Source organism: Pediococcus inopinatus (assembly GCF_002982135.1).
Taxonomy (GTDB): domain Bacteria; phylum Bacillota; class Bacilli; order Lactobacillales; family Lactobacillaceae; genus Pediococcus; species Pediococcus inopinatus.
The window spans coordinates 690,910-712,936 of sequence record NZ_CP019981.1 but is presented as its reverse complement, the minus strand read 5'-3'; the positions used below and the strand labels follow the sequence as shown (position 1 = coordinate 712,936).

At 37.7% G+C, this 22,027-nt stretch carries 29 protein-coding genes, 1 tRNA gene and 1 other annotated feature; of the genes, 2 read left to right on the top strand and 28 right to left on the bottom strand.

Going from position 1 to position 22,027, the window contains the following annotated elements:
• Positions 1-7: 7 nt before the first annotated feature.
• From PI20285_RS03705 to PI20285_RS03635, 15 genes are all read right to left on the bottom strand, one after another.
• Complete coding sequence (locus PI20285_RS03705; protein ID WP_057772581.1) at positions 8-835, bottom strand: TlyA family RNA methyltransferase; 828 nt, start codon at positions 833-835, stop codon at positions 8-10.
• Positions 832-1,734 (bottom strand): polyprenyl synthetase family protein, encoded by a 903-nt coding sequence (locus tag PI20285_RS03700; RefSeq protein ID WP_057772579.1) that lies wholly within the window; start codon positions 1,732-1,734, stop codon positions 832-834. The genes PI20285_RS03705 and PI20285_RS03700 overlap by 4 nt, the downstream gene beginning before the upstream one ends.
• A complete protein-coding gene (locus PI20285_RS03695) occupies positions 1,727-1,978 on the bottom strand; it encodes an exodeoxyribonuclease VII small subunit (protein ID WP_057772576.1) in 252 nt (83 codons plus the stop codon). The genes PI20285_RS03700 and PI20285_RS03695 overlap by 8 nt, the downstream gene beginning before the upstream one ends.
• Positions 1,971-3,323: an exodeoxyribonuclease VII large subunit gene (gene xseA, locus PI20285_RS03690; RefSeq protein ID WP_057772574.1), complete on the bottom strand. Its 1,353-nt coding sequence runs from the start codon at positions 3,321-3,323 to the stop codon at positions 1,971-1,973. The genes PI20285_RS03695 and xseA overlap by 8 nt, the downstream gene beginning before the upstream one ends.
• Positions 3,316-4,179 (bottom strand): bifunctional methylenetetrahydrofolate dehydrogenase/methenyltetrahydrofolate cyclohydrolase FolD, encoded by an 864-nt coding sequence (folD, locus tag PI20285_RS03685; protein ID WP_057772572.1) that lies wholly within the window; start codon positions 4,177-4,179, stop codon positions 3,316-3,318. The genes xseA and folD overlap by 8 nt, the downstream gene beginning before the upstream one ends.
• Before the next feature lie 96 nt (positions 4,180-4,275).
• Positions 4,276-4,680 carry a transcription antitermination factor NusB gene (gene nusB, locus PI20285_RS03680; RefSeq protein ID WP_057772570.1) on the bottom strand — a complete coding sequence of 135 codons (405 nt, stop codon included), beginning with the start codon at positions 4,678-4,680 and terminating at the stop codon, positions 4,276-4,278.
• A complete protein-coding gene (locus tag PI20285_RS03675) occupies positions 4,677-5,108 on the bottom strand; it encodes an Asp23/Gls24 family envelope stress response protein (RefSeq protein ID WP_057772568.1) in 432 nt (143 codons plus the stop codon). Before PI20285_RS03675 ends, nusB begins: the two co-directional genes overlap by 4 nt.
• A gap of 19 nt (positions 5,109-5,127) precedes the next feature.
• Positions 5,128-5,685, bottom strand: coding sequence for an elongation factor P (efp, locus tag PI20285_RS03670; protein ID WP_057772566.1), 558 nt, complete (start codon positions 5,683-5,685; stop codon positions 5,128-5,130).
• Positions 5,686-5,840: 155 nt separating this feature from the next.
• Positions 5,841-6,128, bottom strand: a complete 288-nt coding sequence (gene rpmA / locus PI20285_RS03665) for a 50S ribosomal protein L27 (RefSeq protein WP_057772564.1) — start codon at positions 6,126-6,128, stop codon at positions 5,841-5,843.
• A gap of 20 nt (positions 6,129-6,148) precedes the next feature.
• Positions 6,149-6,487 carry a ribosomal-processing cysteine protease Prp gene (locus tag PI20285_RS03660; RefSeq protein WP_057772562.1) on the bottom strand — a complete coding sequence of 113 codons (339 nt, stop codon included), beginning with the start codon at positions 6,485-6,487 and terminating at the stop codon, positions 6,149-6,151.
• A 15-nt stretch (positions 6,488-6,502) separates the two neighbouring features.
• Entirely contained in the window at positions 6,503-6,811 is a 309-nt protein-coding gene (gene rplU, locus PI20285_RS03655) for a 50S ribosomal protein L21 (protein WP_057772560.1), read from the bottom strand.
• 13 nt (positions 6,812-6,824) lie between these two features.
• Positions 6,825-6,900 (bottom strand) — a sequence feature (ribosomal protein L21 leader region).
• 59 nt (positions 6,901-6,959) lie between these two features.
• A complete protein-coding gene (locus PI20285_RS03650) occupies positions 6,960-7,586 on the bottom strand; it encodes a TetR/AcrR family transcriptional regulator (protein WP_057772558.1) in 627 nt (208 codons plus the stop codon).
• A gap of 101 nt (positions 7,587-7,687) precedes the next feature.
• Positions 7,688-8,149 carry a GNAT family N-acetyltransferase gene (locus PI20285_RS03645; RefSeq protein ID WP_063697360.1) on the bottom strand — a complete coding sequence of 154 codons (462 nt, stop codon included), beginning with the start codon at positions 8,147-8,149 and terminating at the stop codon, positions 7,688-7,690.
• Between the two features lie 17 nt (positions 8,150-8,166).
• Positions 8,167-9,720, bottom strand: coding sequence for a ClC family H(+)/Cl(-) exchange transporter (locus tag PI20285_RS03640; protein WP_057772554.1), 1,554 nt, complete (start codon positions 9,718-9,720; stop codon positions 8,167-8,169).
• A 279-nt stretch (positions 9,721-9,999) separates the two neighbouring features.
• A tRNA-Arg gene (locus tag PI20285_RS03635) sits at positions 10,000-10,073 on the bottom strand.
• Between the two features lie 190 nt (positions 10,074-10,263).
• Between PI20285_RS03635 and PI20285_RS03630 the strand changes: the two genes are divergently transcribed.
• Complete coding sequence (locus PI20285_RS03630; protein ID WP_057772552.1) at positions 10,264-10,776, top strand: hypothetical protein; 513 nt, start codon at positions 10,264-10,266, stop codon at positions 10,774-10,776.
• Positions 10,777-11,160: 384 nt separating this feature from the next.
• Here PI20285_RS03630 and PI20285_RS03625 read toward each other — a convergent pair whose 3' ends face one another.
• From PI20285_RS03625 to PI20285_RS03590, 8 genes are all read right to left on the bottom strand, one after another.
• Entirely contained in the window at positions 11,161-11,703 is a 543-nt protein-coding gene (locus PI20285_RS03625; RefSeq protein ID WP_057772550.1) for a dUTP diphosphatase, read from the bottom strand.
• A gap of 14 nt (positions 11,704-11,717) precedes the next feature.
• A complete protein-coding gene (locus PI20285_RS03620) occupies positions 11,718-12,659 on the bottom strand; it encodes an alpha/beta hydrolase family protein (protein ID WP_057772548.1) in 942 nt (313 codons plus the stop codon).
• Complete coding sequence (locus PI20285_RS03615) at positions 12,652-13,530, bottom strand: hypothetical protein (protein WP_057772546.1); 879 nt, start codon at positions 13,528-13,530, stop codon at positions 12,652-12,654. Before PI20285_RS03615 ends, PI20285_RS03620 begins: the two co-directional genes overlap by 8 nt.
• 244 nt (positions 13,531-13,774) lie before the next feature.
• A complete protein-coding gene (gene glnA / locus PI20285_RS03610; RefSeq protein WP_057772544.1) occupies positions 13,775-15,118 on the bottom strand; it encodes a type I glutamate--ammonia ligase in 1,344 nt (447 codons plus the stop codon).
• 35 nt (positions 15,119-15,153) lie between these two features.
• On the bottom strand, positions 15,154-15,528 hold the full coding sequence (locus tag PI20285_RS03605; RefSeq protein WP_057772542.1) for a MerR family transcriptional regulator: 375 nt from the start codon (positions 15,526-15,528) through the stop codon (positions 15,154-15,156).
• A gap of 96 nt (positions 15,529-15,624) precedes the next feature.
• Entirely contained in the window at positions 15,625-16,878 is a 1,254-nt protein-coding gene (locus PI20285_RS03600) for a methionine gamma-lyase family protein (RefSeq protein WP_057772539.1), read from the bottom strand.
• A 5-nt stretch (positions 16,879-16,883) separates the two neighbouring features.
• Positions 16,884-17,807: a tRNA (adenosine(37)-N6)-dimethylallyltransferase MiaA gene (miaA, locus tag PI20285_RS03595; RefSeq protein ID WP_057772538.1), complete on the bottom strand. Its 924-nt coding sequence runs from the start codon at positions 17,805-17,807 to the stop codon at positions 16,884-16,886.
• A gap of 1 nt (position 17,808) precedes the next feature.
• Positions 17,809-18,543 carry a glycerophosphodiester phosphodiesterase gene (locus tag PI20285_RS03590; protein ID WP_057772535.1) on the bottom strand — a complete coding sequence of 245 codons (735 nt, stop codon included), beginning with the start codon at positions 18,541-18,543 and terminating at the stop codon, positions 17,809-17,811.
• A gap of 91 nt (positions 18,544-18,634) precedes the next feature.
• Here PI20285_RS03590 and PI20285_RS03585 point away from each other — a divergent pair, with 91 nt between their 5' ends.
• On the top strand, positions 18,635-18,811 hold the full coding sequence (locus PI20285_RS03585; RefSeq protein WP_082623232.1) for a DUF3042 family protein: 177 nt from the start codon (positions 18,635-18,637) through the stop codon (positions 18,809-18,811).
• Between the two features lie 138 nt (positions 18,812-18,949).
• On the opposite strand, the gene PI20285_RS03580 is transcribed toward PI20285_RS03585, so the two are convergent.
• The 5 genes from PI20285_RS03580 to PI20285_RS03560 form a co-directional block, all read right to left on the bottom strand.
• Complete coding sequence (locus PI20285_RS03580; protein WP_057772533.1) at positions 18,950-19,363, bottom strand: rhodanese-like domain-containing protein; 414 nt, start codon at positions 19,361-19,363, stop codon at positions 18,950-18,952.
• A 120-nt stretch (positions 19,364-19,483) separates the two neighbouring features.
• Complete coding sequence (locus tag PI20285_RS03575; RefSeq protein ID WP_057772531.1) at positions 19,484-20,446, bottom strand: ROK family glucokinase; 963 nt, start codon at positions 20,444-20,446, stop codon at positions 19,484-19,486.
• An 18-nt stretch (positions 20,447-20,464) separates the two neighbouring features.
• Positions 20,465-20,686, bottom strand: coding sequence for a YqgQ family protein (locus PI20285_RS03570; RefSeq protein WP_057772529.1), 222 nt, complete (start codon positions 20,684-20,686; stop codon positions 20,465-20,467).
• Between the two features lie 60 nt (positions 20,687-20,746).
• The gene (locus tag PI20285_RS03565) at positions 20,747-21,427 is read right to left on the bottom strand and encodes a rhomboid family intramembrane serine protease (protein ID WP_057772527.1); all 681 of its coding nucleotides are present in this window, start codon (positions 21,425-21,427) and stop codon (positions 20,747-20,749) included.
• A gap of 2 nt (positions 21,428-21,429) precedes the next feature.
• Positions 21,430-21,984 carry a 5-formyltetrahydrofolate cyclo-ligase gene (locus PI20285_RS03560; RefSeq protein WP_236698818.1) on the bottom strand — a complete coding sequence of 185 codons (555 nt, stop codon included), beginning with the start codon at positions 21,982-21,984 and terminating at the stop codon, positions 21,430-21,432.
• Positions 21,985-22,027 lie beyond the last annotated feature (43 nt).

Sequence of the window (22,027 nt, the reverse complement as noted above, 5' to 3'; positions counted from 1 at the left end):
CCCCTTGCTAATCCTCTTTGGTCTGATTTAATTGTGCATAAGCAGATTCCAAAGTTTTCTTAATTGAAACAGACTCATCAATTTTTGCTTCCCCATCAGTGGCAACAATGTGCATGAGAAATTCGATATTGCCCTCTCCACCTTTGATCGGCGAGAAATCTAAGCCTACCACATTATACCCATTTTCAACTGCCATATTGAGTGTATTCGTCAAAACTTCTTCATGAACTTTAGGATCATGAATAATACCATGTTTTCCGACCTTGTCTTTTCCCGCTTCAAACTGGGGTTTTATTAAAGCAACTACCCCACCGTTAGATTTGATTATATCTTTTAAAGCGGGCAATATTAATTTTAGTGAAATAAAAGAAACATCAATCGAAGCAAACTCAGGCTGGCCATGCGTAAAATCAGTTAATTTAGCATATCTGAAATTAGTATTTTCCATCACCACAACCCGAGGATCTTCGCGAAGCTTCCAAACTAACTGATTTGTGCCAACGTCAAGAGCATAGCTCAATTGGGCACCATTTTGTAGCATGACATCCGTAAATCCACCCGTAGAAGAGCCAATATCTAAAACAATTTTATCTTGGACACTAATTTTAAAAACTTTTAAAGCCTTTTCTAACTTCAAACCACCACGACTAACGTAAGGCATTGGTTTCCCTTTAAAATGAAGTTCTGTTTCTACTGGAATTTTGCTTCCGGGCTTATCTAAACGTTCTTCATTTTCTCCTAAAATTTCGCCAGCCATCACTGCCCGCTTTGCTTTTTCTCGTGTCTCAAATAATCCCTGCGAAACCAATAATACATCTACCCGTTCTTTTTTCATTTTTCTTCCTCATCTACTTGAAAGTAAGTAAAAAATCCTTGTAATAATTCTGTTGAAACCTGATTTTTTTGAAGATTTACAAGCGCCTGCTGACACGCCTGGACACACTGCTTCAAATCAAGAATTGCTTGCGGTGTTCCTCTTAGTCCTGGATAGGTATTTTTATGTTCACCAGCATCTTTATGAACCGCTTTTCCTAATGCCTGTGTAGAGCCCAGTACATCCTCTAGATCATCATAGATCTGAAATGCCAACCCAAAATTCTCGGCAAATTGAAGCAAAAATCGCTTATTTTCAAGACTTGGATTCATAATAGCATTTGCAGCTTGTGCGGTATATGTAAGCAGTGCACCTGTTTTTTGCCGATGCAACTGTTTTAATTGCTCAAAGGTTAACCGCTTATTTTCACCCAAAACATCACTAGCCTGACCGGCCACCATTCCAGACGGTCCTGCAGCTTGCGCTAGACTCTTTGTTAAACGCGTAGTCACCGCAGCATCTAGGCCGGTTGTCGCTACCCATTCAAACGCCAAAGTTAATAAACCATCACCAGCCAAAATAGCCAATGCTTCACCATATTTTTTGTGATTAGTGGGCATGCCGCGACGTAAATCATCGTTATCCATAGCGGGTAAATCGTCGTGAATTAAAGAATAAGTATGGAGCAACTCCAAAGAAGCGGCAACTCTCAATATGTCATTGTTCAATGACCCACCAAAAGTTTTAACCATCGCTAATAAGAGAATGGGCCGCAACCTTTTTCCCCCTGCCAAAACGGAATATTGCATAGCTGCCCGTAATTGTTCATTCGAAATGTCAGTAGCTAAGTTTTCCTTTAAATACTTATTTAGTAATATCGTGTTTTCTTGGACAAAGTTTTGGGTTATTGGATTACTCATTGGTTTTATTGGCCTCTGTAGTTGGCGCGGGTGTTTCGAACGGTACCTCTTGTCCATCTTCGCTCATCATTTTAGTTAAGGTTTTTTCCGCATTTTGTAATGTATCCTGCAAATCCTTGCTCAAGGTCACACCATGCTTAAATTCATTTAAAGCCTTTTCCAACGGAACATCACCTTTTTCTAAATTAGTGACAATTTCATCTAGTGATTTTAAATTTTCTTCAAAAGTTGGTTTTTCAGTCATTATTTAATCCTCCATCTTTTATAGCAGTTATTTTTGCTTGAGCTGTCCCGTCACTCAGGTGCAGTTCAATTTCCGTATTAATTTGTAACTCTGAAACCTGTTTCACAACTCGATCCTTTTTGGTTACATAACTGTAACCACGCCCCATAATTTTTAGAGGGCTCAGATAATCTAATGAAGTAATTGAATGCTGCAACTGGGTTTCTTTGGCAGTAAAAACAGCCTGAATTGCCCTGGTTAATCTTACTTGGAGATTATTGACCAATTGTTCATTTTGTTTAATTCGGTTCAGCGGTGTATTTAAATAAAGGCGTTGATTAATTTTTGTCCATTGATTCTCATAACGATTCAAAGTGGTTAACATATCTTGCTTCAACTTATCATTTAAGTAATCCACATTTTGAATATAGCCTTCATACAATCGCCGAGGATCTTGAAATACGTAGGACTGATTCAACCGATTTAGGCTTTGGCGCTCTTTTTTTAGCTGATTCATAAACGCGTTAAAAATTCTTGTACGCCGCTGCGTGAGATACAATATTTCTTCACTTAACACCGGTGTTGCTAATTCAGCAGCTGCAGTTGGTGTTGCAGCTCGAACGTCTGCCACAAGATCCGCAATGGTTGTATCTGTTTCGTGACCCACCGAAGATATAATTGGAATTTGACTTTCAAAAATTGCCCGAGCAACCACTTCTTCATTAAACGGCCATAAATCTTCAATTGAACCGCCCCCACGTCCAATAATAAGCGTATCAAAATTTCCAATTTTATTCACTTGTTGAATTCGCGCGGCAATCTCTTTAGCCGCCTCTGTCCCCTGAACTTGGGCAGGAAATAAAACAAGCTGGGCAATTGGAAAACGGCGCCGAGTTGTCGTAATAATATCTCGAATGACTGCCCCAGACGGACTAGTCACAACTGCAATTCGTTTGGGATACCTCACTAGTGATTGCTTTGGTGCTGTAAATAATCCTTCAGTACTAAGCTTTTTCTTTAGTTGCTCATAGGCCTGATATAAAGCTCCAACCCCATCTGGCTGCATACTATCAATATAAATTTGATAACTACCAGTTGCCTCATAAACAGAAATTCGTCCTGTGACTAAAACTTTCATTCCTGTTTCAGGGGTAAATTTTACTTTTTCAAACGCAGATTTAAACATAATGGCACTTATTTTAGCTTGATCGTCTTTTAAGCTAAAATACTGATGTGCATGGGGTCGAATGCGTAAATTAGATATTTCTCCAACTAAATAAATCCGACCTAGATAAGGATCCACTTCAAATTTACGTTTAATATACTTTGTGAGTGCTGTTACCGTCAAATAATTTTCTTTATCCATTTTGTTCACTACTCCACTTAGTTAAGGAAACTGTTTGGGCCATTAACATACTAATTGTCATTGGACCCACACCGCGCGGAACTGGGGTGATATAAGCAGCTTTATTTTTAACCTCGTCAAAATCAACATCGCCAACTAGTTTATGTTGGGCATCACGATCCATCCCAACATCAATGACTACAGCACCATTCTTAACATCGACTGCTTTAATAAAGTGAGCAACTCCAACCGCTACCACTAAAATATCAGCCTCTTGTGTTAGTTCGGAAAGTTTTTTGGTATGACTGTGAGCAATGGTTACCGTCGCATTAGCATTAACTAACAGGGCTGCCATCGGTTTCCCAACGATGGTGCTTCTTCCAACAACGACCGCTTTTTTCCCGTCTAAAGAAATATGATATGCTTTAAAAAACTTCATAATACCCGCTGGTGTGCACGCAATAGGGGTCTGTTCAGTCCGATTCACAATTAGTTTACCAAGATTTACCGGGTGAAAACCGTCTGCATCTTTTTGTGGAGCAATTGCCGTCGTAACATGGAACTCATTTATGTGTGCTGGCAAAGGTAACTGCACTAAAATTGCATTAATCGTTGGATCCGCATTGTATGAATGAATAATTTGAATTAACTCTTCTTCAGTAATGGTCTCTGGTAGATTTCTGACAACTGAATGGATACCCATTTTTCTTGCCCGTTTATCCTTATTACGCACGTAAAGCTGACTAGCTTCATCGTGGCCGACTAAAATGACAACTAATCCAGGAATAATTCCACGATCAGCTAAGTCTTGAATTTCAATTTTAGTATTTTCATCAGTTTTAGCTGCAAGTGCTTTTCCATCTAATATAGTTGTCATCGCGTACCCTCATTTTCGTTTATTCTTACTTCCTAGTTTAGCATAATAGAAAATACGAAAAAACCAGAAAAAACAATTTGTTTTTTCTGGTTTCTGTTAATCTAGTTTATTTGAAAGCACACCATTAATAAAATTCTTCTCAGTATCATCAGCATATTTTTTTGCTAACTCTAAAGCTTCATTAACAGCTACTTTGCCAGGAACCTCTTCTACATAATTAATTTCGAAAAAAGCAATTTGTAAAATGAGATGATCAGTACGTGCCAACCGTTTGATTGACCACGTTTTCTTTAAATATTTACTGATTTCTTCATCCAAGTCAGCCTGATGTTCTAAAACACCATCAACTAACTGTGCTAAGTAAGCAGGAGGCTCTTCTTGATCATGATAGCCATCCAAAACTTGTCTATAAAGTTCTTCGTGCGAAGCGTCTGAGTTACTGCCTAACGCAAATAAAACTTGAAAAGCAGCTTCTCGAATTTGATGTCGATTTAAACTCACTTTTCGTCACCATCATTTTCCGCAAAAATATCATCAGGATCCACTGTCGAGGTTGTTTTAGCCGGGATAATCCCTTCAACATGAATATTTACTTCTGTAACCTCAAGTTCTGTCATAAACAATAACTGCTGATTAACTTTGCTTTGAATTTTCTTAGCTATATCTGGCACGGAAGTACCGTAGTCTAAGTATACGTAAACATCTACTCGAAGTTTGCCTTCACTTAAACCCAGCTTAACGCCTTGTCCCTTTGTATTTCTTGTTAAAAAGGAAGTGACACTTTCGCTCAAGCCACTGCTACTCAAATGAACACCAGCAACTTCACCTACAGCAATTCCAGCAATAATCGAAACAACCTCTGGGGCAATTTTGATCTCACCCAGAGTTGGTTTATGCTCTGCCAGTGCTAAATATTTATCTTCTGCCATTTTACAAACCTCCTACCAATTATGCTCGTGAAACATAAGTCCCATCAGTTGTATTAATGATTAACACGTCATCCTGGTTAACAAAAAACGGTACTTGGACTGTTAAACCAGTCTCCAAAGTTGCTGATTTTGTTCCACCAGTTGCTGTGTCGCCTCGAATACCAGGCTCCGTGTCAGCAACCTTTAAATTAACTGTATTTGGTAAATCAACACCTAAAGTTTCTTCTCCAAACATGATGACACTGACTTCCATATTCTCAATGAGATAATTTTTTTCGTCAGTTAACTTATCACCAGGAATCTCTAATTGCTCGTAAGTCTTGTTATCCATAAACACATAATTTTCACCATCATTGTACAAATACTGCATTTTCTTTGTCTCAATAATAGCCTGTTCCATCTTTTCACCAGCACGGAATGTTTTTTCTTGTACACCATCCGTCCGTAAATTCTTTAACTTTGTTCGGACAAAAGCACTACCTTTTCCAGGCTTGACATGCTGAAATTCAACAATTCGCCAAATTCCGCCGTCGAATTGAATGGTTAGACCATTTTTAAAATCTGAAGTCGAAATCATATTTTTTACCTCCAAAATTCATTACACCTAACTATAGCAATATCAGTGGGTCAAAAGCAAGCGAAGTTAGGTTTAGATTATCTCAAAATTAAACTATTTTTGACAAAAAAAGAACCAGAACAAAACTCAGTTGTTCTGATTCTTCACATTAAAAACTATTCTGCATCTGCTGCAGGATAAACAGAAACTTGACGCTTGTCTCGTCCCTTACGTTCGAAACGCACAACACCGTCAGTTAATGCAAATAATGTGTCATCATTTCCACGACCAACGTTTGTTCCAGGGTAAATATGTGTTCCACGTTGACGGTAGATAATCATACCGCCCTTAACGGGTTGTCCATCAGCACGTTTTGTACCTAAACGACGACCTGCTGAATCACGACCATTAGAGGTGGAACCACCACCCTTATGATGACTAAAGAATTGTAAATTCATTAACATAGCTTTACACCTCCGAATATTTATTCTTGAATATTCACTTTTATAAATTGTGAATAATTATTTGCAACATCATTCATACCAATCACAAAGCTTCTCAAAATTGCTTGCATTTGTAAAAGCTGATCGCGAGTATGGTCTGCTGAAAATTTAGCGGTTAATAAACCACCATTTTCAGAATCCTCACTCGTCTCCGGTTTTACACCAACAATCTGCTCAATACTATTAATTGTATTAATTGCTAATACTGAGGCAGCCGCACAAACGATATCCTGTCCATACGGACCAGAATCAGCGTGTCCAATCATTTTAAATTGTTCAACGCCCGTTTTACTGTTCAATTTAATCGTTACTTTGATCATCGGTAATCACCAAAATTAAGCATTAATTGCATCAATCATAACTTTTGTATATGGTTGACGATGACCCTTCTTAGAATGCTGATTCTTCTTGGCTTTGTACTTGAAAGTAGTTACTTTCTTTTCTTTGCCTTGTTTTTCAACAGTTCCATTAACAGTTGCGCCATCAACGATTGGTGAACCAATCTTTGTTGCTTCGCCACCAACGAATAAGACTTGGTCAAATGTAACCTTATCGCCTTCGTTGACATTGAGCTTTTCAACAAAAATAGATTGGCCCTGTTCAACCTTAAGTTGTTTACCACCAGTTTCAATAATTGCGTACACAGTGTGCACCTCCTCATTTTCTAATACTCGCCAGCTTTAAGTGTCTATTTCTAGAACTTAAAACTCAAGCCGAGCGGTTGTAGCTGTGGAAGCCACAAATACAACATTACAATGATACCAAAAAGAACCGAGAAAATCAACCAGTACCTTAAATAACAAAGAAATCAGTCGCATCAATTTTTTCTGAACTGTTCTGATGCAACAGTTCATAAACTTTGACACTGATAAAATGCGGGGTATAGATCATTCCTTGGGCCAGCCAATCTTGAATTAATCCTATAAAACCAGAAATGACGAATTCTCTTTTTAAAGTATTGGGTATTTCCTGTGAACTTGAATCTAAATCAAGCTTTTCCGAAAAATTTCTCAACCACTGTAAAAATTCAGATTTTATTTCTTCACTAAATTCATTTTCGCCTGTCAGACCAAACAAAACCATAAACGTTTGGTATTCAGTTGCAATGTATTTAAATCCTGCCTCCAAAGAAAACACTTGAACTTGGTGTTCTGAAATTTCAATTTTACTTTCTAAAAAAGGCTTGGCATCTACCAAAGAATTCCGAAAAAAGTCTTCCACAAAGTCATGAACGACTCTTTGAACGAAATCTTTCTTATCTGTGTAATGCAGATAAAAGGTCCCTCGTGTCACTTTAGCGGTCTGCGTAATTCGTTGAATATTCAAGCTCTGCACACTTTGCTTGGCTAACAAAGATATGAGTGCCGCTTTAAGTTGCCGTTTTGTTTTAATAACCCTCGGATCCGATTTGTTTTCCATGGCAAGCCTCCACTAACCCTAGTCCTTACAGCCTTTTATTTTACGGCACCTTTCCTCAAAAAACAAAGAAAAAAGATTATTAGAATAATTCGGTCAATAAATTAATCATTAGTAATCTTTTGGCGAAGCAAAATCATATCGTGAAGCCTTAAACCATTTTCTACAATTGGCTTCTTATAATTATCACTAAAAAAATCTACCCGAATTGCAAAGCAACGAAAACCCATTTTCTGATAAAGATAAAGTTGCTCAAAACTCGTACTCCCAGTACCCACAATCATTTCACTAAATTCGTGCTGTTTAGCATACCGAAGAACATTTTTGATTAGCTTTTGCGCAAGACCTTTATGTTGATAATCGGGTCTGACTGCAATATTTTTCAGCTCAATTTTTTTGGAATTCATTGGCACTAAAAGCACAATTCCAACTACTTGGTCTCCATCAACCAACTGAAATCCAATACTTTTCGGTAAATAACCTTCCACCATTTGAAGATCTGGATCGGCAGTCAATAATAATTTATAATGTTCAGCACTATATTTTGTTATGCATTTTATTTCCAAAGTTCGTCCTCTTATATTTAGCTATTTTCAGTCAAAAACTGGGTTAAGGCAATTAATTTGGGCCTGATTTCCCCACTAGCATCACTCGGAATTGTAAAAATCAATAAATCGCCCGCGACGATCAATGTATCTCCACTAGGGACTATTTCATGGCTACCCCGGCGAATGGTCGTTAGAATGCTATTTTGTGGCCACTCCACACGTCTGACTTGTTGGTCCTCTGCCAGACTTTGCGCGTAAACTGGAATTTGTACTTGTTCATTACGACCTTTAAAAATTGGCAACTGTTTAAACGTGGCTAATCGTTCAGCAAGTGATTCATAGATTGGAGCCCCATTTGTTAAATCAACAACCAAATAGGCAATTAAAACAACAAAAGCAAGTGGCATAAAGTTTCGCATACTTCCTACTAATTCAGTAATCAACATAATTGCTGTAAACGGGGCCTTACTAATTCCCGCAAAATATGCCGCCATACTAAAAATAATCAGGTTGTTCACAAACCCTAAATCAAGTAAATTTGCACTATATAATAGATTGCCAACAATAGCGCCGATCAAAGCACCAACAGCTAAAATAGGCATGAAAAATCCGCCCGCAACACCCGCACCATACGAAATCATGGCGAAGACAAATCGAACAACAAGTAAAATTAGTAAAACGGTCAGACTAGGCATTACATGAGAAATATTTAAAACGACGTGACTACCACTTCCTAATGTGATTGGTAAAAATACCCCAATTGGGATAACCAATAACATCGGAATCAAACTTTTGTAATACCAGGGAATTTTTTTAATGCGATCGAACATCCCTGGGACTTTCAATAGGCCAATCTGATATAGACGGCTGGCCAATCCCAAAATAATTCCTAACAATAATAATTGCCAATAATGGCTAAGTGGAAAGATATTTTGATAATTAATTGGCAATACTGGTCCCAGTCCAAAAACATAGAGTGAAATAAAATTAGCACTTAATGCGCTGGTAAGTGATGTGATCCAAACTAAAGGTGAAAAATTATGATAAATTTCTTCCATTACAAAAAAGGTCCCAGCTAATGGCGCATTAAAAGCAGCAGCCAGACCAGCCGCTGCCCCATTTGCAATCAGAATCCGTCTCTGTGAAGCTGAATAATGTCTGGTTTCTGCTAGTCCTTGTCCAACGGCCGCTCCTAGTTGAACAGATGGGCCTTCACGACCAACAAAAATACTTGTACTCATTGTTAACACACTAGCAAAATATTTGCGCCAAATCACCGAGTGCCAATCCATCTCCATAAATCCAGATAATTGGGCCTCCACCTGAGGAATACCGGCACCTTTAATATTTGGATCACCCCGCATCAGCAAACTAACTATGTACGTAACTACAAATGCTAATGCAATTAAAACTAAGAGTAGCCAATGGTTTTGGCCAACTTGTTTGTAAATACTTAAACTAAAATTTCCCGCCAATTCAGCCAGCCACCGAAATGAACTGACCACTACCCCGGTGATTAAGCCTACACATAAAGCTTTAAGAATAAAATTCAATCGAATATTGCTAGTATGACTATTAATAAAATGCATTGTTCTTTTGCTCCTTTTAATATAATGATCGTAAATTATTGCTATGTAAATTGTGATTCCATTTAAAAAACTCAGAAAATAACTATACCATAATCGCTTAAAACTCAACAAATCACGAGGCAGGCTCTTAACCCCTTGTTGCCTATTAACTATTTAGTGACTGCTCATTTAAAATGTGGAGTGCTTCTAACGTAGTTTGGGTGTTTTCTCAATATACAAAAAAAGAATGCCTTAGATTAGCATTCTTGAATTATGTAAAAATTCCATTCTATTCTTTAATGAACCGGGTGAGGTTCGAACTCACGACCCTCCGCTTAGAAGGCGGATGCTCTATCCAGCTGAGCTACCGGTCCGCGTTATTGATTATAAAGTAAAAAAAAATGTTCGTCAACACTGTTTAGATATCTGTAACTGCTTTTCTAGTTTGCACCAAGGAAATCTTTCGAATATTTTAGTTATTCTGAATAAGAGCTACGTAAATGCTTTCATTTTTGCCCATTTTTCGGTATCATGTGAGTAGTAAGTATGAAGGAAGTTGATGACATGAAAAAGAAGATCTATTGGTTACTTCCCTTTCTCATCATAGGACTGCTGTTGACGGGATGTAATCGAAACAAAGTGTACGGCACAGTTGTAGTTAGTTCTGCAAAATATACTCAAGTTCAAACTGATAAAAAATATTTAAACCACTTGTTACAGGCACTAGAAAAATTTGATTCTGAAAAACCTAAAACGGCAAATAAGATTTATTCGGCTATTGATGAATTAAATAAAAATGCCAGCAAAAACATGTCAAAACAAGACAAAAGCCAGTTGAAGGCCGTTTTAATCAGTAACAAGAAGAGTATTAAGCATATCGTTAAAAACGCCTATGAAAATCACTACGGTTTTGATGACGATCTATCGGGAACCATTAGTACTGAATTCCATAAATCTGTGAAATTGATGGTCAAACCAATTACAAAGCAAGCTTCAAACCGGCAAAAAATATACGATCAATTAATTAAAGATACTAACGCTCAGAAAAAACTAAATAATGTCGGTACAAATCAATAAGACACCAGAATAAAGGCTTGAGATAATTTATCTCAAGTTTTTTTGTATACAAAAATCTAAGCGTTTATTCAAAAATGTTGCTATACACGATGAATGAGCATATCAGTTGAAACATTTCTGTAACACAGCCATAATGAGAATGTAAAATTCGATTGGAGGCGTTCATATGGGACCATTGATGATCATTCTTTTTATTTTTATTTTTGCTGTTATTATTCAGGTAATAAACGATTGGGATTCTTTGTCTCCGCAATCGAAAACGCGCTCAAAGAACAAAGATTTGAAAACAATTCGTAAGTAATATAAATATAATAAAATAGGATCGAAACAAAATTATTGCGTAACTAATTTTGTTTCGATCCTATTTTATATTTTTAACTAAACTTAATATCCAGATTGTTGCCGTTTATAATTAATTTTATTCTTATCATAGTAAGCTTTTTCAATTTCTGCTGCTGAAAAGCCAAATCCAACCATGCCTAATTTTAAATATAAATGCCAAGCATGTCGAAAATTATCTGGTCGATTGCTGACTTGGCTGCTAAACAACATGGACTTAATGGACAAGTACGTACTTGTCAAATCTAGTTTGTTTGTTTTGTCTGCTAACTTTTCAAACTGTTCGTTTGTTAAATCAACATTTTCTACCCATTGTTTTTGGCTTGCAAACACTAAGAAAAAATCAATCGCATCCACATATTCAAACAAAAGTGTCTCACGAACTGTTTTACCGTCATCATGTTTCCCTTTATGCTCTTTCCAAACTTTAAACCACTCCGAAGTATTAGCTACCTCAGATAGTTCCACATCCAGAGATAATAACGTGTTTTTTATACGTGCACTGCCATTCAAAGCTAGCTGCTTTTCAGTTGCAATACTCCGATCTAGTTGAACAGAAGTCTGTAACATTTTTGGAATATCTATCACTTATTTCACCCACTCTAAACCATTTTGGAACCAATTTGAAGCTCATCAAGATTATCGAGAAACCATTTCTTTAAGAAACTAAATTGATTAAAAATTTCAAAAAGTGAATACTGTTCTTCAGGATCTTGCACCGTAATTACCCAGTTGCTACTGCCATCAGCATGCATTTCTTTGTACAAGCTAAAGATAATGTGGTTCCCAAGGTCCAAAAATGCCCCCTGAACCTCATCCATGTTCTGCAGCATTAAATTATTATCAGCAGTTGCAACAAACAATTTGTCCATAATCTGTTCTGATAAATCTTTATTAGCCAAGATATACTTCTTATTATTTGAAGCATCAAGCATATTAAAGTCTACGTTAAAGTCAAAATCACTAACTAAATATTGGCCAAACTGAATAAACAAATCGACAGCGTCCGTAATGGCATCTGTATCTGATTTATCACTCCACTCCGTAATAAAAAGCTTCGTAATCGTGTCAGAGTTAAAATACATCGTTTTGGCTTCGAGATTTAAGGAAAAAATAACTTGATGGCTATTTTGTTCAACATAAAATGCTCCATCTTGATTAGCACGTTGCTCAAAGTGAAACTCCTCTGTGTCATCAACACTTGGAAAAGTTTGAAACAATGTATCTGCTTTTAAATTGTCCTCGCGTGAATGCAAAACGGCATCTTTGTCATTGTGCAGTTCAAGTAAGCGACTCATAAAAATTAAGTAATAGTCGTTAGCATCATATTTATGTGGATAGACAACATAATCTGTGTCCATTTGAAAATTAAAAAGTGCAGTAGACGCTTCCAAAAGTTCATTCGCATCTTTTGTATTCGTTAACTGATCAAATAATTTTGTAAATTCGATACCATGCTGAATGCCAGCCTTTAACGAATCACTGTATGCCACCAAACGACCACTAGTTGTTAAGCTTGAAGGATTCAAAGATTCATTACTCATCAGCACGTACCTTTTCCTTTCCAATCAAACTCGTCAAATAGTCTGCATACAATTTTTTGGAATGGTTTGTAAATGACTCAAAACTTCCAAATGCTTGCTTTATGGCTTGTTTTTCATAGCTTAAAATAGTATCTTCTTTTGACAATGCTAAAATTCGATCTTCATTACTCTTCATCGTATTCCGTGCATCTGCAGCCTTTTGGTCTTCATCAGTTAATTTGCTGAGCTCGTCTTTAACTGCTTGGCGTTCTTCTTTAACCTTGCCACTCTCCCAAAAGGAACTATTTGAGCTCGTATCTTGGAGCTGATCACGCAATTGTGCTTTTCTCTGTTCTCGCTGATCCTGATTAGCCAGCAAGTCTTGTAATTGTTTGTTTTCTTCTGAAATTTGAGCAATCTTTTCTGTGTTTAGATGTTTATTATTAGCATCTAATTCAAAAGTACCAGAAAGTTTTTGATACTCATCCTTATCAAACTGAAATTCAAGATTTAAAACGTCTAAGAACCCGAATTCACGACGATCCCACCAGTTACCAAATAAGATCTTAAATTCTCCTTCAGAGACCTCTCGATAATAGAAGAATGGATAGATTTCAGCTAAATAATCAATTAGTTGGTAACTTAAATAATGACCAATTTGGCTTCGGACATCTTCAACCAAGTTGAAATAACCAGATTTTACTGAGTCATTTGTACTCGAAATCTCTGTATGATAACGTTCTGGATCTAATAATTCATAGATCAACCGATCATCTTGTTGATCAACGGCAGTCTGCAACGAATTTAAGAAAGCCACTTTTCCTGAAAGGCTTTGTTTCAATCTTGCGTTTGGCTGTTCTTGTGTTTCTGTGGTCTGATTTTCATCACTCATGTGTATCGCTCCTAGTTTCGTAAGTTACCCTTACATTATTGATTATCTCTAATGTACCAAACAATTATGTAATCAACAAAGGATTTTCCTCATCATAATTAAAGTTTAACAGAATTTGTTTAAAATACATGCCTACTTTCAAAATTCTTTTAATTATTTTAAAAAATTCACAAAAAAAACCAACTAACCCAGCGTTTTACATAACAACGTCGATTAGTTGATCATTTTAAGTTAATTTAACAATTTAATATTGATCAAGGTATTGATCACGTTCCCATTGGGTCACTTCTTGACGATAAGAAGCCCACTCTAACCGTTTTGCTTCTAAGAAGCTTTGGTAAATATGAGGTCCAAGGGCCTTTTTCATGACATCATCGGCTTCAAAAGCCTTTAATGCATTATGCAAGGTCGAAGGTAAGTCTTCAATGTGGCTATCCTTCCGTTCTTGTTCATTCATTCGATAAATATTACGATCGATTGACTTAGGTGGCTCAATCTTATTACGAATCCCATCAAGTCCAGCTTCCAACACGGTTGCAATTGCCATATATGGATTGGCTGAAGGATCCACGCTTCGGACCTCCAAACGGGTTGAAAGACCTCGGCTACTTGGAACCCGAATTAAAGGAGAACGATTACTTCCAGACCAAGCTACATAAACTGGTGCTTCAAATCCAGGAACTAATCGTTTATACGAATTGACAAGTGGGTCACACACAGCCGTAAAGCTACGTGCATGTTTTAACAATCCGCCAAGGAACCAGTATGCTTCTTGAGATAACTGTAAATCATTTTTTTCATCGTAAAAGGCGTTCCCTTTGTTATGGAATAAGGACATATTAAGATGCATACCAGAACCATTAATTCCGTCCAATGGCTTGGGCATAAATGTCGCGTGCAAATTATACTTGCGAGCGACCGTTTTAACGACCAGTTTAAAGGTTTGAATGTTATCAGCCGCTGCAAGGGCATCAGCGTACTTAAAATCAATCTCATGCTGGCCTGGGGCTACTTCATGATGAGAAGCTTCCACATCAAAGCCCATATTTTCAAGCTCAAGGACAATGTCGCGACGACAATTTTCACCAAGATCCATTGGTGCTAAGTCAAAGTAGCTCCCTTTATCATTTAAATCAGTTGTTGGTTTGCCTGTTTCAGGATCTAATTTAAATAAGAAAAACTCGGGCTCAGGTCCAATGTTAAAGTCCGTATATCCAGCTTCGCGCATTTCTTTAAGAACTCTGATTAAGTTATTTCGAGGGTCACCTTCAAATGGTTTACCATCCGGTGTATAAACTTCACAAATCACCCGAGCAATTTTTCCATGGTCATTTCCCCAAGGAAAAACCATCCAAGTTGAAAGATCAGGATAAAGATACATATCACTTTCTTCAATGCGTACAAATCCGTCAATTGAAGATCCATCAAACATCAGCTTATTATCAAGTAATTTGTCTAATTGACTAACAGGAACTTCCACGTTCTTGATCATTCCAAATAAATCTGTGAACATTAATCTTAAGAAACGAACGTTTTCTTCCTTCGCCATCTTGTGGATCTCATCTTTGGTATATTGTCGCTTTGCCATCTGTATCGCTCCTATTCTTATTTTTAAGACTGCTATCAATTGGAAAAAGTTCCACTATCATGTCTGAATCCACCAACCGTTAAAAACTCATTATGCAATGCATCACGCAAATCAGCATCTGTAACTGGTTTCGTCAATTTTTGCTGTTCATGTTGACGACGAGCAGCTTGCTTTTCATAAACCCGCTTTATTTCAGCCATATTAAATCCTTCAGCCAAATAGTCTTTAATCTCAAGTAAGCGGTCAATATCGTTTAACGAATACAACCGCCGATTACTCTCACTACGAACTGGCAAAATTAAATTTTGCGATTCATAATAACGAATTTGGCGTGCGGTCAATTCGGTTAGTTTCATAATTGTGCCTATTGGCAAAACTGCCCGTGATCGTTGGAGTTCTTTTTCTTTCATGACAAGCCTCCTCATTCAAAAACAAGTTCAGTCTATCAATGAAAATAACCAAAGTCAACGGATCATGTTACATTTTATGACATGAACTAGATTGTTTTAAAAGAACAATTGAGAAACGGCCTCTGTAGTGGCAATCTTGACATGTGCATAGGTCAATCCGCCTTGCATATAAAGGGTATAAGGTTCTCGAAGTGGCCCATCTGCCGAAAATTCAACACTGGCCCCTTGAACAAAGGTCCCAGCAGCCATAATGATTTTATCATCGTAACCACCCATTTCGCTTGGAACCGGATCTACATACGAATTAATGGGCGAATAATGTTGAACAACTTCAGCAAATTTAATCATAGACTCTGGATTACCAAAGTTAACCGTTTGAATAAGGTCGGTTCGAGGGGCATCCCATTTGGGGCTCACGTCCAAACCGCATTTTTCTAGAAGCGCACTTTCATAAATAGCCCCTTTGATTGCCTCACCTGTCACATTGGGGGCTTGGAAAAAGCCTTGAAACATATCTGCAAGTGTATTTAAGGTTGCCCCCTCGTCCTTACCAGAACCAGGAGTCGTAAGCCGGTTACCAATTTTTTCAATCAAGGCTTTTTTCCCCACAATGTATCCACCTGTTTTGGCTAGACCACCACCAGCATTTTTGATCAATGAGCCTGCCATCACGTCAGCCCCATACTCGGTTGGTTCGCTAGTTTCGGAAAATTCGCCATAGCAATTATCAATAAAGATTTTAACGTCTGGCTTAAGTCCCTTAATAAAGCGAATCATTTTTGCAATTTGAGCTACCGTAAAACTTTCTCGAGTTGCGTAACCACGTGACCGTTGAATAGCAACCACCTTTACATCATCAGAAAGTTTCTGCCGCACATTTTCTTCAGAAAATTGTCCTTTTGAATCTAATTCAGCATAATCAAATTTTATTTGAAAATCCTTTAAAGATCCAGCGTCGGGCTCACCAGTTATGCCAATCACTTCCTGAACCGTATCATAGGGCATCCCTGTTGCATACAATAGTTTATCTCCTGGGCGAAGCATCCCCCACAATGCCGTACTGATCGCGTGAGTACCAGATATTATTTGTGGACGTACCATTGCATCCTCTGTTTTAAAAACATCCGCATAAACAGCATCTAATGCATCACGACCAATATCATCGTAACCATAGCCCGTTGAACCATTTAATTCCTCTTCAGAAATTTTTTCGTTACGGAAAGCATTCAAAACCTTTTTTTGGTTAAAAAGCACTTGTTCATCAATTTCTCGTAACTTAGGCGCAATTTGTTGATCGACTTCTTTAACCCACGTGATAAGTTTGTTGTCTAAACCATCTGTCCACTTCATACTGATTATTCCCCATTCCATTTTTTGATTTTTGCAACTATCTGATCTTTTTCTTCTGGATGTTGAACTAAGTCAAACCAGTTTACCTGCATTTTATTTCGAAACCAAGTTAATTGCCGCTTCGCATAATGCCTGGAATTCTGTTTAATTTTTTCGATCACTTCGTCTTTGGAAACGCGGTTTTCAAAATATGGATACCATTCCCGATAACCAATTCCTTTTCCGGCTGATAAATTGGTACCACCTTGCTTAAATAATTGTTTTGCTTCAGTCTCCAAGCCTGCCGCCACCATGCTCTCAACTCTTTGATTGATCCGGTTATATAACAAGCCTCGATCTGTATTTAAGCCAATTAATAAAGCATCATACGAATCATTTGTCACAACTTGTTGATCTGAAAACAGCCGCCCTGTTTTTTCAAAAACTTCTAGTGCCCTTACGACTCTTACTTCATTATTGGGTGGAATCTTTTCAGCGGCTTTGGGATCAATCTGATTCAATTGTCGCCACAAATCAGCCTGTGAATGAGCCTGTGCAAATGCATGCCATTTGTTACGAATCCGTTCATCCGGTTCGTACGTATCACTTCCGAGGGACAAATCTTGTAGGAGGGCCTGTAAATAAAAACCGGTTCCTCCTACGATGATTGGTAAATGGCCTTTTGCCGTAATTTGTGTAATTTGCTCGGCTGCAGCCTGTTTAAAATCTGATACAGAGAACCGTTGATCACTATCACGAATATCAATTAAATGATGTTTAATCCCCATTTGTTCAGTAGGTAAGATTTTGGCGGTTCCAATATCCAAATGACGATAGACTTGCATCGAATCGCCAGAAATAATTTCACCGTCAAATCGGTTAGCTAATTCAAGCGATAAACTTGTCTTTCCTACCGCCGTGGGTCCAATAATTGCTAATACTTTTTCCATTTTAACCACCTTGAATTGATCTACGAATAATACTGGCTCTCCCTGGATAGTCCGTTATAATACCATCAAAATGCCGTTTGAAGCAGTATCTCATGTCATCTGTACTATTTACTGTCCATGGTCGTAATTGCACATGTGGTAGAAAAAAACGATGTGCCCTCACCCACCGAATATCCGGGTGCCAATCTTTCACCAATCGGCTCCGATAAAACTTACGGGCAAATTTTGTTTGTACTTTGAATAAACTGGCAAATTCTATATCCGGATCTAAAGTATGCATTTTAACTAAAGACTGGGGGTGAAAACTCGAATAAACCAATTGGAAGGGCACTTTTTGTTGGGCCATATAGGTCGAAACTTTCTCTTCAATCCCAGGATACTGAATTTTATCCGTTTTGAGTTCCAGATTAAACAGGCCTTTATAATTTTTCTCGATTAGAAATTTAACAACTTCATCCAAGGTTGGAATCCGGGTGCCTAAAAATTCATAACCAAAGTAACCACCTGCATCTAGTTGTTTTAATTCTGCAAGGGTCTTATCAAAGATACGCCCTGTTCCATCTGTTGTCCGATCTACCGTTTCATCATGCATAATAATTAGGTGCCCGTCTTTTGACATATGCACATCAGTCTCAATGCCATCAGCACCTTCATCAATTGCCTTTTCAAACGCCGGGAGCGTATTTTCTGGTCTAATTCCCTTACTCCCTCGATGTGCAATAATTTTTGTTAGCATAAAATCAGTCCCATTCAATTAATTTACTGGATATTTTTGTCAAAAAAAGCCATAATAAAGATAATTAAAGATAGAAAGGGGTTTCAAAAAAATGAAAAATTTTGCTAAAGGTTTTATTATTGGTGGCTTCTCAGTTGTGGGGGCTGCTGCAGCTGTCCTCTACACCTTCCACAAAGTAATCGTTCAACCCATTGAAGATCAAGAAAATCGTGCAACAGAAAATCGTAAACGCGCAATGCGCAAGCAACATTCAGCACACAATGGTTAATTCTCAAAATTTCTGTACTAAGGGCTGGCACCTTGCGGCCCTTTTTATTATGGTTTTAGATTAACAGAAAATATTGATAAAAAAAAGATAAAGAGAGTTCAAGGATTTCACCTTAATACTTCTTTATCCCGAATTTAATTAATTTCTTTTTTTAGTTTTTCCATTCCAACGTTGAAAACCATAACGAAGAATAAAAAGTTCTTTATAACCTTTTTTGGCAAGAAATAAAGCCGCACGTGAGCTTAAGCTCCGACCTTGATCATAAATATACACTGGTAAATCTGGACGTACTTCTTGAAAGCGGGTCTTTAACGTCGCGTAAGGGATACTTCGGGCACCCAAAATATGACCTGCATCAAAATCCTTTTTTTCTCTTAAATCGATGACCTGTCCTTTGTGCATACCCTCACGAAAATCATCTTCGTCAAGCGTTTTAGCTACACGATTTCGCTTCCAAACAATATATCCCTGATAAATAAAATAAGCAACAATTAAGATAATCAAAATTGTATTTATAATAAAACTTGCAGTTGAACTTGCACCTAATACCATGTTATTCTCCTCCTATGTCATTCATACATTTATTCTACACATAAATGAACTCTTTGCCTAGCCTAGAAAAAATAAAAAAAGCCGATCCTGGAAAACTCCAAGTCGACTTAACGCAAATTCTTAGCCAAAGCTTAATGCTAAAGATGCTGCACCGATAACACCAGCATCATTCCCCAAACGGGCTAACTTCAAACTTGTTGAATTACGAACTGTGCTAAACGCAAACTCTTGGAAATAATGATCAACTTGTTTTAAAAGATAATCCCCAGCAGCGGAAACCCCACCACCAATGACAATACTTTCAGGATTTAATGTGTTGGCAAGATTACCCAGAGCTAGGCCTAAGTAATAAGAAACTTTGTCCACTACCCGGACTGCCAAAGTATCGCCACTTTTAGCAAGATCAAAAACAAGCTTAGACGTAATATCTTGACCATCATCTGTCTGACGTTTTAATTCAGATTCACCAGAAAACTCTTCAGCCATATCACGAGCGACATGAACAACTCCAGTTGCAGAAGCATATTGTTCCAAACAGCCACGTTTTCCACAAGTACATAAATAGCCATTAGGTTCTACAGTCACATGACCGATTTCACCAGCAGCTCCAGCTGTCCCGTGTAATAATTGGCCATCTGCGATTAACCCGCCGCCAATTCCAGTTCCTAATGTAACGAAGGAAACATCCTGGCCATTTTCACCAGCACCCTTCCAACGTTCGCCCAATCCAGCAACATTTGCATCATTATCCATGATGAACTTAATGCCCGTACCAGCCTCAACTTCAGCCTTAACGTGTTGAGTTGTTTTCCAATTCAAATTATAAGCGCCGATAACGGTACCTTTGTCACGATCAACCGTTCCCGGTGTGCCCATACCGATTCCAATAAACTGATCCTTATCCATGTTGTAAAGTGATAAATGGTGATTAATTGACTCGATAATATCTGGCACAATGTGGCTGCCTTCATCTAAAATATTAGTCTCCACACTCCATTTTTGTTGAACATCGCCCTTATCTGTTAAGATGGCAAACTTAATCGTTGTACCACCAAGGTCAACCCCGATCAATTTCCGATCCATTGCTTGTTTCCTCCAATATTAAAATAATTTGTTGGGCTGCTTATCGCGAGCCTCTTCTAAATGATGTTCATGCCGCAAAACCATAACCGCTTTTAAATAGGTCTGATCTTCCACCACACCCGCATCGTGTAAATGTTTTAATTCAATACTCATTAATTCAATATCCCATAGCCGTTTCCCAACGTAAATAAAGATCCCAAATTTTTTAAGTAACTGTTGCACATCATAAAGTGTTTTCATAACATCATCCCAATTAATTATACAGATAAAAATAGATTTGTAAACGTTATTTTACAAACGTTATCTGCCTATTAAGGCCCAAACTGCAACTCCGAACAAAACAACAAGGGTCACACTAGCAATAACTCGTTTCGATATTTCGATTTTTCCGAGCCGTGGCACCCCAACAAGGTATCCGATTAAGAAGCCCCCGAGCATGCCACCAATGTGTGCATAAACGTCAATTCCAGACTCCATCAAACTTGAAACTAGTGCTAAAACTACAAATAGACCAAGCTGTCGAGCCATCGCGTGAATATATGGATTCTGATGGAAAGATTCTCCTAGCATCAGCCAAACGCCAAACAGCCCAAAAATGGCACCACTGGCTCCTGCTGACAAGGCTAGTGGATTACCAAACACCAAACTAACTAAATTTCCGAAAATTCCAGCCAAAAAATAAATAATAAGAAATTTAAAATGGCCAAACAGATTTTCAATTTGAACTCCAACAAAGTATAAAGTGACCATATTCAGCACAATATGTGTGATGCCGATATGAATAAACATTCCGGAAACTAGTCGCCACCACTCTCCATTTTGAAGAATAAAAGGTTTAAATATCGCCCCAAACTTCAAAAGCGTCTGAGTATTCTCGGAACCACCACTGATAGTCATCAGGCCAAAGACAATAAAATTAATCACAATTAATCCAATGGTCATATAAGGATACTGATTCCAACGTTTCAATGTTCGTTGCATAATTATGCCTCACTATTAAATAACTTTTTTATTTTAATATCGTGCCTTTCTACAGGCCAAACTGCTTTGTTAAAATGTTGCACGCTAAGTACTAAACTCACAGTTTCTCCCAGGTAGTCACTCAAAAAGCGATCGTAGTAGCCACCACCAAAACCTAGGCGAAAATTACCTTCATCTGCAAAGCCTAGGCCCGGGACTACAATTAAATCAATTTGTGATTTGGGAACGTCACTCCCATTATCTGGTTCTAAAATTCCAAACTTACTTTTTATTAATTGCGTTTCTGAATCAAGTTTTCGAAAAGCCATTTGCCATTTGGGCAATGTTTTTGGAACAAGAATTATTTTATTTTCTGTTTTTGCTCGTTCAATAATCGGCTGTGTATTAACTTCAACCGCGCCACTTAACGTGATGCCAATTGTAGTTGCTTGTTTCCATTCCTCACTAGCAAAAAATTGTTCATACAAAACTAATTCTTCCTGCTCTTTTTGCTTTTTGTCCATTGCTTGCAAACGAACTAACTGTTTTTGTCGTTGTCGCTTTTTTTCTGGTTGCACAAAAATCACCTCAAATACTGGGGATATAAAAAGTTTTTCAAAT